Raw genomic sequence first — 12,274 nt, 5'->3', positions numbered from 1 at the left:
ATGAACGATGATGATAACGAAGAAAGTGAAAACCATTGCAGCCGTCACATTAGGTTCATGCCTCATATGTGTCAGCGCTTATGCAGCAGGAACGGAAAAATCTAGTAAATACCCATCAGAGCCAATTAATGAAGTGGAGTTTTATGGCAATCCGGCGTCCTCGATCTCTGCCGGAGTGTCCGTACCTGCAGGCTCTTCCTACTTATTCACAAGCGGAACGGTACCGCCTGTTCTTAATAAAGAGGGTAAGACGGTTTATGAGCGCTATGGCGATACCAAAACGCAAGGCATCGGCATTTTGAAGGAAATCGAGAAGCAATTGAAGGAAAAGGGATTAACCCTTGCTGACGTCACTTATCTCCGTGTATATCTTACAGCAGATGCGGCCAAAGAGGGCAAATTCGACTATCAAGGCTGGTTTGATGCCTACGCGCAATTTTTTGGCAATGAAGCGAATCCGGTTAAACCAGCTCGCTCCACGGTCGGTGTGGCAGGACTCGTTAGCTCTGATTGGCTTATAGAGATCGAAGCAGTAGCGGTATATCCGAAACATCATAATCAAAACTAATGAAACGGAGTTGATGATCCTATGCTGCAAAATATTGGCTTTCCTGGTCTCATGTTAATCTTAGTTGTTGTCTTAGTTTTGTTTGGTCCATCCAAGCTTCCAGAGCTTGGTCGCGCGGTGGGACGCACGCTGCACGAGTTCAAAAACTCTGCGCGGGAACTCGTCTCCGAGGGTAAAGAGGTTCCCGAACATGTAGAGCCAGCCGATAAGCTGCTCGAGAAGGCAAAAGTATAAATGAAGCTCAGACAGCCTGTATCTGTGATTGTTCTCTTGGAGGAGAGCATCCGGATACAGGTTTTTTTGCGCTTTTGTACAAAAGTAGTGGTGGGAGGGGCGAGAGTCTCTTATCTAGGCAACGTCTGACGGTTTCGAAAGAAGGAAGAGGAACTACGATGCGTTATTTATCGATAAAGCGGACTATTTGAGCGTTGAGGGGAACGTGGATGCGTTAATTTGCCATTTTGGAATTGCCGTAATTAAATAAGATGGTGCATAGACGTTATGCCCTATGTGATTTTGGATAGTTGGAAGGAAACCAACAGTTCATTCCACCTCCGCGCACGAAGACTAATCGATAAGATCGACCTGAGGCAAAGCCTCATTTTTTTTCATGTGATTGGATAAAATCAGCCATAAATGGGCATTCACTAGGAAGTTAGCTCCTGCTCGAATCAATTGTCCTCTTTTACATATCGACATTATGCCTTTTGTATGGGATTATGAAGGAATGTGAGTTGGATATAGGGGGCAGCCTGAATGAGTTTCACAAAGCCGACAGCATTGGTGACTGGCGCTTCTAGCGGATTTGGCTTATTGACTTCAATAGCTCTGGCCCAAGAGGGGTATCACGTTATCACAACTATGCGCGACCTTGGTAAAAGCGAAGCCTTGCTCGCGCATGCCGAAAAAGCTGGTGTAACAAATGCCATCGAAACCATGGCTCTTGACGTAACGATTCATGACTCGATTGAGCAAGTCGTTTCTGATATTATGGACAAGTATGGCAGAATCGATGTTCTCATTAACAATGCCGGCTTTGCTGTCGGGGGGTATGTGGAAGATGTACCGTTGGAAGCGTGGAGATCTCAGCTGGAAACGAATGTATTCGGAGTCATTGCAACAACGAGGGCCATCCTGCCGCACATGCGCGCACAGCAATCTGGTTGTATTGTTAATGTAAGCAGTGTGAGCGGGTTATCCGCCTTTCCTGGCTATGCCCCATATAGCACTTCGAAGTTTGCCCTAGAGGGCTTCAGCGAATCGCTTCGTTTAGAGATGATGCCCCTGGGTGTGCGTGTCGTGCTTGTAGAACCAGGTGCCTATAAGACAGAGATTTGGCGTAAAGGCTTCGAGGCGATCCATACCACGGAAGCGTCTCCTTATTGGAAACGGCTTAGCAAAATGCTTGACTACTCGAGGAAGGTATCAGCGACAGCACCCGATCCGCAGGAAGTAGCAGACCAAATTGCACGAATTGTAGACAACCCGCGGTCAAAGCTCCGTTATCCAATGGGACGCGGTGTGAGGGCGGGGCTCTGGGCGAAAAGTCTTTTGCCATGGAGATGGTATGAAGGTGTTTTGAATCGATTATTGAAATGAAGAAGGATGTACTTGTGTAAGTACGAATAAACCAAGGAGTGAAATGAATGTCACGTAAGTGGGAAAGAATGGTAAGTAAAAATACAAAAACAGTAAATAAGAATCGCTCCAAACAGGGGATTGCTCCGATTTCTTCAGATCCGGATCGATCGGAAGTATTCAAGGGTAGAAGCATTATGTTAGCTTTATTTTTTGTTCTAATTTCCATCTTATTATTGGTTACTTTGACCAAAACAGACGGGGACAAGATGTACTGGTATACGACACTCAGTTACATGGCGGTTGGACTGTTCGTTTATTTTATTCGCCGTCCGTATTTAAAGGTTAGTAAGACGAGCATCTCGAAGAGAGGGTTTGCCAGAGAGCTTGTACTTAATGCCGATAAAATTAAAGAAATCGTATACTCCCCTGGTCAGGTGGTCATTGACCTAAATGGGAAGTCACCTCGTTGGGTGTACAACAAATCTCTGAATCGATTCGACGTAGCTGCCATGGCTGCTAGATTGAAAAAATTTGCTGAGCAGAACCAGATTACCTTTGTGGATAAAACGGTTTAAGTGCGGATAGCACGACGTGAAGCTTATAAATGATGAAAAAGCCCAATTCGACATTGGGCTTTTTTTTGCTACTTGGGCGTAATGTGCCAACTTGAGATTAGACTTGTTAGAGCAGTGATGATTCGTAATTGTGGGAAATCTTAATCATATTTATCATCGTCGATTCTAACCACATTATCCATGATAAGCTCAACTTCCGTCTCGAAGTTTAAATGAAGCGGAGCTGGAAGTACATCTAGGATTTCCTGCATCATATCCAAGTCTAATAACTCATCGATGGTTTGAGGTCGCGGTTCTAACTGATAAACCCATTCGCGGACTGCATCGATAAATAAATAAAAAGATGATTGGAATTGATCGGCGACAACTTCCTGCTCATCACCACGTGATGCCGACATGGCATTCCAGTTTTTTAGCGTTGTTTGTAAGGCTAGTTCTACGGTTGGGTTCATTATAATCTCCTAAAGGTTCATAGGGTGCTTTCTCATCTTTTTAATAGAATGGGCTTAATGGGGGCGGGCTTATCTGTCTAACGAATGTTGTAGAAACTACTTAGGCTCTCCTGTTAACCGCCATCTCAGCCATCATTTCAACGCCTGTGTGGAAGCTCGGATAATCATCTCCGAAGGCAGAATGATCTTCCGATTCTCATGAACGGCTTCACCTTCAATGCGTTCGATTAACAGCTGCATGCCTAATAAGCCGAATTGATAGGCAGGCTGTGAAGCCAGGGTTAGAAATGGGTTAATCGCACCTGCTGGGCCGAAATCGTCAAAACAGACGACCGATAGATCATCTGGCACCTGCAAGCCGCGCTGTCTCAATGATTGAATGACGCCGACGGCGAGCATGTTGTTAGCCGCGAAGATAGCTGTCGGTGGATCTGCAAGATTGAGTAGTTCATCTAACGCGGATTCATCATGGAAATCACGATAGTTTAGATGTGCGACGAGCGAGTCATCTATGGGTAATCCGCTAAGCAAATGCGCCTCGCAATACCCGGTATAACGCAAACGGGCTGTAGAGACATCCTGTGAACCGTTAATCAAAGCGATTCGGCGATGCCCAAGACCAATTAAATGCTCAACAAGCTTTCTCGCGCCTTCCTTGCTGTCCCCGAGTACCACATCCGCCTCAATTCCCGGAATTTCACGGTCTAAAACAACGAAGGGAATATTATGCTTTTGCAGTTGACCAAGATTCTCGACAGAATGATCTCCCGTTGGGGCGAATAGAACGCCATCCACACGGGTTGATAGAATCATATCAACGTAGTCTTTCTCTTTCGCATAATCCTCATCGCTATTCGCAAAAAGCAGTCGATATCCAGCCCGTTTAGCTGCATCCTCTGCGCCGCGTGCAAGCGTAGTATAGAACGGATTCGTAATATCCGTAATGAGCAGGGAAAGAATTTTGGTCTTCTGAAGTACCAGACTGCGTGCCATCGAGTTCGGAATATAGTGGAGATCTTCCATTACTTTCTTTACCCGTTTGCGCGTTGCTTCGCTGATACGACCTGTATTATTGATAACCCGTGAAACGGTCATTGCCGAAACACCGGCTTTTTCAGCGATATCATAAATTGTAATCACGTTGAGTCACCTTTTCATCTCATCCTATTCGTCTATTGTATAGAAATTAAGGATTGACAGCAAGGCTTAAAATTGATAATTTTGAGTTATCGGTAACACTCATTTTTTGAGGAGGTTTTGAATATGCTTAAAGGTATTCCTTCCATCTTGTCGCCGGAGCTTTTGAAGGTGCTGATGGAAATGGGGCATGGGGATGAAATTATTCTAGCAGATGGCAATTTCCCTGCCGCCAGTCATACGAATCGTTTGCTGCGCAGCGATGGCCATGGTGTAACGGAATTATTGGAAGCGGTTTTATCGTTATTTCCACTGGATTCTTACAGTGAACATCCTATTGCTCTTATGGCGGTAGTTCCAGGAGATGCGGTTGAAACACCGATATGGACTACATACGAAGGAATCATTCGTAAGCACACGCCGCCACGAATTGAGTATGTAGATCGATTCCCGTTTTATGAGCGAGCGAAGAAAGCCTACGCGATCGTGGCAACGAGTGAGAAAGCTTTATATGCCAATATTATTTTGAAAAAAGGTGTCATTAGTGAGTGATTTGAATTATCGATAACTCATGAATTGATTCCGTTTGAATGCACAATTCGTATCACCCCATACACATGAGGAGGATGAATTTAAAATGGCAAACAGTGATTACAGGTGGAACCAGGAATTCCCGAAGATTGGGATACGACCAACGATTGATGGCAGAAGAAAAGGTGTTCGTGAATCACTTGAAGATCAAACGATGAACATGGCTAAGGCTGTTGCAGCTTTACTAAGTGAAACTCTGAAATATCCAAACGGCGAGCCTGTAGAGTGTGTGATTGCTGACACCTGCATCGGAGGCGTAGCCGAGGCTGCTGCAGCAGCGGATAAATTCACGAAATCTGGAGTAGGTGTATCCATTACCGTTACCCCTTGTTGGTGCTACGGAACGGAAACGATGGATATGGACCCGTCCACACCGAAAGCCATTTGGGGCTTTAATGGTACAGAGCGTCCGGGCGCGGTTTACTTGGCCGCTGTTTTATCGGGTCATGCACAGAAAGGCATTCCGGCCTTTGGTATTTACGGCAAAGATGTACAAGATGCAGGTACAACAGACATACCGCAAGACGTTCATGAGAAGCTAATTCGTTTTGCTAAGGCAGGGCTTGCTGCCGCTTACATGAAAGGGAAATCATACCTCTCTATCGGCTCTGTATCTATGGGGATTGCTGGATCAATCGTAAATGAGGAGCTGTTCCAGAATTACCTGGGCATGCGTAACGAATATGTCGATATGTCCGAATTAGTGCGTCGTATTGACGAAGAGATTTTCGATCCTGAAGAATACCAATTGGCACTGAACTGGGTAAAAGAGAACTGTACAGAAGGCCCAGATAAGAATCCTTCTGAGATTCAAACGAGCCGTGAAAAGAAAGATCAAGATTGGGAAACCGTTGTGAAAATGTCCTTGATTGTCAGGGACTTAATGGTAGGCAACCCGCGTCTGGCTGACATCGAGTTCGGGGAAGAAGCGCTTGGCCACAATGCGATTCTCTCTGGTTTCCAAGGACAGCGTCATTGGACAGATCACTTCCCGAACGGTGATTTCATGGAAGCCATCCTGAACACTTCCTTTGACTGGAATGGCAAACGCGCACCTTATTTGGTTGCCACAGAGAACGATAGTCTGAATGGTGTTGCCATGTTATTCGGTAATCTGTTGACGAATACAGCGCAAATTTTCGCCGATGTAAGAACGTACTGGAGCCCAGATGCGGTGAAACGCGTAACAGGACACACTTTAAGCGGTGCAGCCAAAGACGGAATTCTTCACTTGATTAACTCTGGACCAGCAGCACTAGATGGCACAGGGGAACAAAGCCGCAATGGCAAACCTGTTTTGAAGCCTTACTGGGAAATCACGGATGAAGAAGTGACTAAGTGTCTAGAGGCAACTTCTTGGCGTCCTGCATCCGTTGAATATTTCCGCGGAGGCGGCTATTCCACCGATTTCCTTACAAAAGGCGGTATGCCGGTAACGATGTCTCGCATCAACTTAGTAAGAGGCTTAGGTCCCGTGCTTCAGTTAGCAGAAGGCTACTCTGTTGATCTGCCTGAGAATGTGCATCAACAGCTGGATGATCGCACAGATTCAACGTGGCCGACGACTTGGTTTGCTCCTATTTTAACAGGTGAAGGATCATTTACCGATGTTTATTCGGTTATGGATAACTGGGGCTCCAATCATGGATCGATCAGCTATGGTCATATCGGTGCTGACTTAATCACACTTGCTGCTATTCTAAGAATTCCTGTGTCTATGCACAACGTAGCGAAGGAGCACATTTTCCGTCCACGGGTTTGGAGTAATTTCGGAACATCGGATCCAGAGGCGCTGATTTCAGAGCTTGCAGCAGCTTCGGGCCCTTATATAAATAGTAGCAATTGCACGAATTGAGGTGACTCTGGTGGGGACTAACCATTTGAATATGCTAGCCGTAGATTTCGGAGCTAGCAGCGGCAGAACCATTTTGGGGCGTTGGAGTGGTTCAACACTTTCCGTAGAGGACATTCATCGCTTCTCAAATGATCCTGTTGAGCTTGGCGGCAGTTTGTACTGGGACTTTTTGCGACTTTTTCATGAGTTAAAAGCAGGAATCCATGCTTATAAGCAGCATGCTCCTAGTAGTCCAGCTTCCATTGCAGTTGATACATGGGGTGTGGACTACGGTTTTGTTGACGGCAAAGGCAAGCTGCTTGGCAATCCTTATCATTATAGGGAAGCGCGGAATGCAGTAGCGATGAGCGAATTGCTGCAGCAAACGACGGAGCGTGAATTATACAGCCATTCAGGTATTCAGCCGCTATCTTTTAATACGATTTTTCAGCTTTATGCCGAGAGCAGAGAACAAGGTTTATCACTGCCTGATGATGTTCGTCTCTTGCTCATGCCAGACTTATTCCGTTTCTATTTGTCTGGGATTCGTTCCACGGAGTACACGATCGCCAGTACAACAGGGCTTCTGGATCCGGTGGCGAGAGACTGGGATCGTTTACTTTTGCAGAAAGTTGGAATCCCGTCTGGACTCTTTACAGACATCGTGATGCCCGGAACGAAAGAAGGAACTCTGCGCAAAGAAATAGCCGAGGAACTGCAGGTTGGCGCGATGCCAATTGTGGCTGCAGCTTCACATGATACGGCTTCTGCGGTCGTTTCGATTCCTTCACTCGAAGGTGACTATGCGTTCATCTCTTGTGGAACCTGGTCCTTAATGGGCGTTGAAATCGATCAACCCATCATGACGGAAGACAGTCTTCGCTGGGGATTCACAAACGAGGGCGGCGCTGAAAAGAAGATTCGCATGCTGAAGAATATCATGGGACTATGGCTCCTTCAAGCATGCAAAAGGCAATGGGAGCTCGAAGGAGATTCCATAAGCTTTGCTCACATGCAAGAGATGGCGAAGTTGGAGCCAGGGCTCCAAAGTTACGTGGATCCGCAGGATCCTGTGTTTCTTGCTCCAGGAAATATGCCGGAACGAATTCGCCTTTATTGTGTGGAAACAGGCCAAACCGTACCACAAACCAAAGCTGAGCTTATCCGCTGCGTAGTGGATAGTCTGGCTATGAAATTCAAGCAAACGTTAGATGAAATTGAACAGCTTCTTGCAAGAAAGCTTTCAACCATTCATATGGTAGGCGGAGGAATTCAAAATCGGCTGCTCTGCCAATTGACGGCGAACGCCACAGGGAGACCGGTCATTGCTGGTCCTGTGGAAGCGACGGCGATCGGCAATATTATGATGCAGGTCAAAGCGCACGGCGAGGTCCAATCGTTGGATCAGATCCGCCAAGTCGTCATGGACTCCTTCCCGCCTGATCGGTATGAATCCCAGGATGAAGCTAAATGGCAGGATGCTTACCAAACCTATTTGCAAGTGATTGCTAAGAAATCAGTAAGGAGTTGAAGGTTAGATGTCCGAGCAGCAAACAAGAGAAGAATTGACGAAATATGCCCGTAAAAGTGTAGCCAAAGGCCTTGTTGTAGGTCCTGGTGGGAATATTAGTGCAAGATTTGAAGATACGATGTACCTTTCTCCAAGCGGTTTCGCACTAGAAGATATTGAGCCTGTGCAATGGGTGCCGGTCGATATCCCGACGGGGAACATTCTCGACTCGACCTACCGTCCTTCCTCCGAAGTGCTTATGCATTTATTTTGTTATCGCGTGAATCCCATCATGAAGGCGATTGTGCATACGCATCCGGCTTATTGCATCGCATTAACACTCGTAGATAATGAGCTTCCGATGCTGTTTCCGGACCAAGCCGCGCTTGTCGGCGACGTAGCTTTCGTTCCCTATGTCGTTCCAACAACGGATAAATTAGCCAACCTAGTGGCTGAGAAGGCTGACCGTTATAGCTCGATTTTGCTAAACAATCATGGACTCGTCACAACGGGTAAAAATTTGCGTGAAGCCTACTACCGCACGGAAGTTATGGAAGAAAGCGCGAAGATTTACCTCATTGCGAAGTCCGTAGGTCAACCGAGAAGGCTGACTGAGGAAGAGTACAAAGAAATTCAAGGCTTAGAAAGTGAAGCTTACCGCGTGAATTTATTACAGCAAATGAAATAATGGATTATCAGGTATGGCCGTTCTCATCGCAATCGATGGGGGCGGTTTTTTTGTTTGATTAACGAAAGTTGTACAGGGTACAACAATTTCGTTAGTTTCTTCTCAATAAGTTGTTTTTGTTGTATGTTGTACAACAATTCAGCCTTATTTCCTTCTAAAGCTACTTTTGGGCGAAAATGTTGTATTTTCTGCAACAATCATGAAGAAAAACTCGGATTAGCTTACCAAATATTGTACGAAATACAACAATGTCTGTAACCTTGGAGCTACACCCTCTGGTGCCTAGCAAGATTTAGTTCATAACATCCAGTTTCAGGCTGTTTAAATTGTTTATCCTCACAATTCGGAACATAAGACACAATAACCGTAATAAAACACATGTTAATGCCATTTGTTGTACAATAAAATGGTATTGATGCATAAGGACAGTGAGGTGGCCGCATGGTTAATATTTTGGTTGTAGATGATGAGCCGATGATTTGTAAAGGCGTGGCTACCATATTGAAACAGTCGAATCTGGACATCGCTGAGGTGTTTATCGCATATAACGGTTTTGAAGCGTTGGATTTTATACATTTGGAGAAAATCGATCTTGTTTTTACGGATATACAGATGGAAAAGATGAACGGTATTGAATTAATTGAAAATATATTCATGGAAGATCCTACGATTCCAATCGTCATTTTATCCGCCCATGGCGAGTTTGAGTACGCACAGAAGGCGATTCGTTTCGGAGCCAAGGAATATTTGGTCAAGCCGATAACGCCGCCTCATCTCATTTCGGTAGCAGCTAAGTTGCTGGGAGAGAAGGAAGAGAAGCAGCGGCATTTCTCGAATTGGGAGAGCAGCCGAACCCTGTCAGAGCATACGTCGCTCGAGATGAATTATTACTTGAATGAGCTTGTCACCGGAACGGTCCATGAGTCCGAGGTACCTGCCATTATGGAGAAGCTTGGAACCCGAATGAGGGGTACGCATTACAGCATGTTAGTGATCAAATTATCCCTAGATCGAGGCGGCATTCATGATCAGGAAATATCGACGCTGAAGGACCGTAGTCTTCTGAAGTACGCCGCTTTGAATATTATTGAGGAGACCGCGAATCAGTGGTGTCATCTTGTTTTTAATACGCATAATTCTACTTTCTCCTTGCTGCTGAAAATTCCTGAAGAGGAGATTAGGGGTTCTCAGAGCATTAATCAATTGTTGATGGTCGCCCAGATGATTCACGCGAATTTGCAGAAATACGTCAATGTCAAATGTCAGATTGGGATCAGCCGCATTCGGGAGGGTATCACACAGCTGCCTGTTATCTATCAAGAAGCACTGGAGAGCTTGGCTTGGAGCGAAACACACAAAGGGCATCACATGTTCTACATTGAGGATATCGGCAAAACGACGAACGAGCAGAATTTAACAAACACGCAGGTTGACGAGGCTAATAACCGAATTGTTTATGAGACAAAAACCTATATTGAAGGACACTTCTGTGATAAAGGCCTGAAGCTTCAAGATATCGCCGATGCTGTGCATTTAAGCCCTAATTATTTGAGTTATTTGTTTAAAAAAGTGATGGGAGTTAACATTTGGGACTATGTGACCAAGCTTCGTATGGAAAAAGGGAAGCAATTGATTCTGACCACGGACAAACGCAGGTACGAAATTTCGGAGGAAATCGGTTACGAATCACCAGAGCATTTTAGTAAAATTTTTAAAAAACATTTCGGGTTGAATATTTCGGAGTTAAAATATACGGGTCCGTAACATGCGACATGATTAGCGTAACAGGACACATCGTCGCTCCTGGCGGTTCCCTTTATAATCGAAAGTGTAGAAACTAACATTTGATGAAACGATTCGAAAGGGGAACCAAACATGAAAGCTAAAAAGGCTTCAGCCATCAGTGCGATTGCACTGACCGTTTTACTCGCAGGATGTGGTACGAACAGTACCACGACTAGCACAACAAGCAGTCCCGCCTCAGCAAAGGAAACAGCAGCAGCAACAGCAACGCCTGCAGCCAAAAAAGTGACAATTACAGCCCAAGGCTTCAAGCCTGACCAGAAGGAAAAGAATGACCAGCTTGACCAGCGGATCAGCCGCTTTAAGGCGAAAACCCCGAATGTTGATTTCAAGAAAGACGACTGGCAGTACAACCCGTTGGAAATTGGGATCAAAATGGCTTCGAATAGCGCGCCAACCGAATATACGACGTATGCAACAGAAGGTAAAGTGCTCGTCGACAAGAAATGGGTCGCTGATATTACCGATTCGATCAATGCCTGGGAACATGCTAAGGACATGAATGATCTTCTTTCCAAACCGTTTGTGGTGAATGGTAAAACGTATGGAGTGCCCATCGACGGTTACGTGATGACCATTACGCTGAACAAGAAGCTTTTCAAAGATAAAGGTGTCGAGCTGCCTCCAATGGATTGGACGTGGGACGATCTGTTAACGGCAGCGAGAAAGATTAATGATCCGGCCAAAGGCATCGCGGGCTTTATTCCAATGGGTAAAGGACCGGAAGCAGGCTGGAACTGGACGAATTTCCTTTATGCAGCTGGCGGCGATGTGCAGAAGCTCGATAACGGGAAAGTGGTAAGCGTGTTCAATTCTGATGCTGGTGTGAAGGCGCTTGAATTTTATAAAAAGCTAAAAGACGAGAACTTAATTCCTCAGAACTGGGCCTTAGGGTATGGCGACGCATTGAGCGCTTTCTCCCAAGGACGCGGTGCGATGGTGATGTGCGGAAGCGGCAACGCGGCTGATGCAGCGATCAATGAAGGCGGTATCAGCAAAGAGGATATGGTCGTATATCCAATGCCTTCGATCACGAAAGGCGGCAAGCATACGGGCGTTCTTGGCGGTAACTATCGTGTTATCAATCCGAAGAGTGATAAGGATCAACAGCAAGTTGCTTTCAAATGGATTACGGATGAGTACTTCACAGACGATTTCTTAAATTCCACGAAAAAAGAAATCGAAGACCGTAAAGGGAAAAACCGTGTCTACATTCCACAACCGATTAACTACTGGAAGGAATCCTCAGATTTCGGTAAAAAGTATACCGATTTACTGGCCAAATATGACAACGTATTTAAATACGATCCACAATTATTAAGCCTATGGGACGGCAAGCCTGAAGCGCAGTATGAAGCACAGAAATATTATACCGAGATGGCCAATGTGATCCAAAAAGTATTCACAACCAAAGATGTTGATTTGAAAAAGACGTTGGCTGATGCATCGAATAAAGTGCAAACGGAAGTATTTGACAAAGTGAAAGTCGAATAGCACCGGAACATCGGATCTAAGCCGTTTAGCGGTTTAGGTCC

The 12,274-nt window shown here is 45.5% G+C and carries 11 protein-coding genes and 1 pseudogene; 10 read left to right on the top strand and 2 right to left on the bottom strand.

What is annotated here, in order from left to right; translation table 11 throughout:
- Nucleotides 1-7: 7 nt before the first annotated feature.
- The 4 genes from QFZ77_RS28400 to QFZ77_RS28385 all read left to right on the top strand — a co-directional run bounded on the left by QFZ77_RS28400 (nucleotide 8) and on the right by QFZ77_RS28385 (nucleotide 2,724).
- Nucleotides 8-568: a RidA family protein gene (locus QFZ77_RS28400; RefSeq protein WP_307444685.1), complete on the top strand. Its 561-nt coding sequence runs from the start codon at nucleotides 8-10 to the stop codon at nucleotides 566-568.
- 21 nt (nucleotides 569-589) lie between these two features.
- The gene (gene tatA, locus QFZ77_RS28395; protein WP_029193639.1) at nucleotides 590-802 is read left to right on the top strand and encodes a twin-arginine translocase TatA/TatE family subunit; all 213 of its coding nucleotides are present in this window, start codon (nucleotides 590-592) and stop codon (nucleotides 800-802) included.
- A gap of 522 nt (nucleotides 803-1,324) precedes the next feature.
- Nucleotides 1,325-2,167, top strand: a complete 843-nt coding sequence (locus QFZ77_RS28390; protein WP_307444684.1) for an SDR family oxidoreductase — start codon at nucleotides 1,325-1,327, stop codon at nucleotides 2,165-2,167.
- 47 nt (nucleotides 2,168-2,214) lie between these two features.
- On the top strand, nucleotides 2,215-2,724 hold the full coding sequence (locus tag QFZ77_RS28385) for a hypothetical protein (RefSeq protein WP_307444682.1): 510 nt from the start codon (nucleotides 2,215-2,217) through the stop codon (nucleotides 2,722-2,724).
- Nucleotides 2,725-2,864: 140 nt separating this feature from the next.
- Here the strand turns inward: QFZ77_RS28385 and QFZ77_RS28380 are convergent, their stop codons facing one another.
- On the bottom strand, nucleotides 2,865-3,176 hold the full coding sequence (locus QFZ77_RS28380) for a hypothetical protein (protein ID WP_307444680.1): 312 nt from the start codon (nucleotides 3,174-3,176) through the stop codon (nucleotides 2,865-2,867).
- 132 nt (nucleotides 3,177-3,308) lie between these two features.
- Nucleotides 3,309-4,316 carry a LacI family DNA-binding transcriptional regulator gene (locus QFZ77_RS28375; RefSeq protein ID WP_307444679.1) on the bottom strand — a complete coding sequence of 336 codons (1,008 nt, stop codon included), beginning with the start codon at nucleotides 4,314-4,316 and terminating at the stop codon, nucleotides 3,309-3,311.
- Between the two features lie 123 nt (nucleotides 4,317-4,439).
- Between QFZ77_RS28375 and fucU the strand changes: the two genes are divergently transcribed.
- From fucU to QFZ77_RS28345, 6 genes and pseudogenes are all read left to right on the top strand, one after another.
- Entirely contained in the window at nucleotides 4,440-4,865 is a 426-nt protein-coding gene (gene fucU / locus QFZ77_RS28370) for an L-fucose mutarotase (RefSeq protein WP_307444677.1), read from the top strand.
- Between the two features lie 85 nt (nucleotides 4,866-4,950).
- Nucleotides 4,951-6,740, top strand: a pseudogene (locus tag QFZ77_RS28365) (L-fucose isomerase).
- 50 nt (nucleotides 6,741-6,790) lie between these two features.
- Nucleotides 6,791-8,269, top strand: coding sequence for a rhamnulokinase (locus QFZ77_RS28360; RefSeq protein WP_307449909.1), 1,479 nt, complete (start codon nucleotides 6,791-6,793; stop codon nucleotides 8,267-8,269).
- 7 nt (nucleotides 8,270-8,276) lie between these two features.
- On the top strand, nucleotides 8,277-8,936 hold the full coding sequence (locus QFZ77_RS28355; RefSeq protein ID WP_307444675.1) for a class II aldolase/adducin family protein: 660 nt from the start codon (nucleotides 8,277-8,279) through the stop codon (nucleotides 8,934-8,936).
- 441 nt (nucleotides 8,937-9,377) lie between these two features.
- Nucleotides 9,378-10,700: a response regulator gene (locus QFZ77_RS28350; protein ID WP_307444673.1), complete on the top strand. Its 1,323-nt coding sequence runs from the start codon at nucleotides 9,378-9,380 to the stop codon at nucleotides 10,698-10,700.
- Between the two features lie 111 nt (nucleotides 10,701-10,811).
- The gene (locus tag QFZ77_RS28345) at nucleotides 10,812-12,233 is read left to right on the top strand and encodes an ABC transporter substrate-binding protein (RefSeq protein ID WP_307444670.1); all 1,422 of its coding nucleotides are present in this window, start codon (nucleotides 10,812-10,814) and stop codon (nucleotides 12,231-12,233) included.
- The last annotated feature ends 41 nt before the right edge of the window (nucleotides 12,234-12,274 follow it).

This window comes from Paenibacillus sp. V4I3, assembly GCF_030817215.1.
GTDB lineage: Bacteria > Bacillota > Bacilli > Paenibacillales > NBRC-103111 > Paenibacillus_E.
The sequence above is the reverse complement of the archived record's forward strand: the minus strand, read 5'-3'. Positions and strand labels throughout refer to the sequence as shown.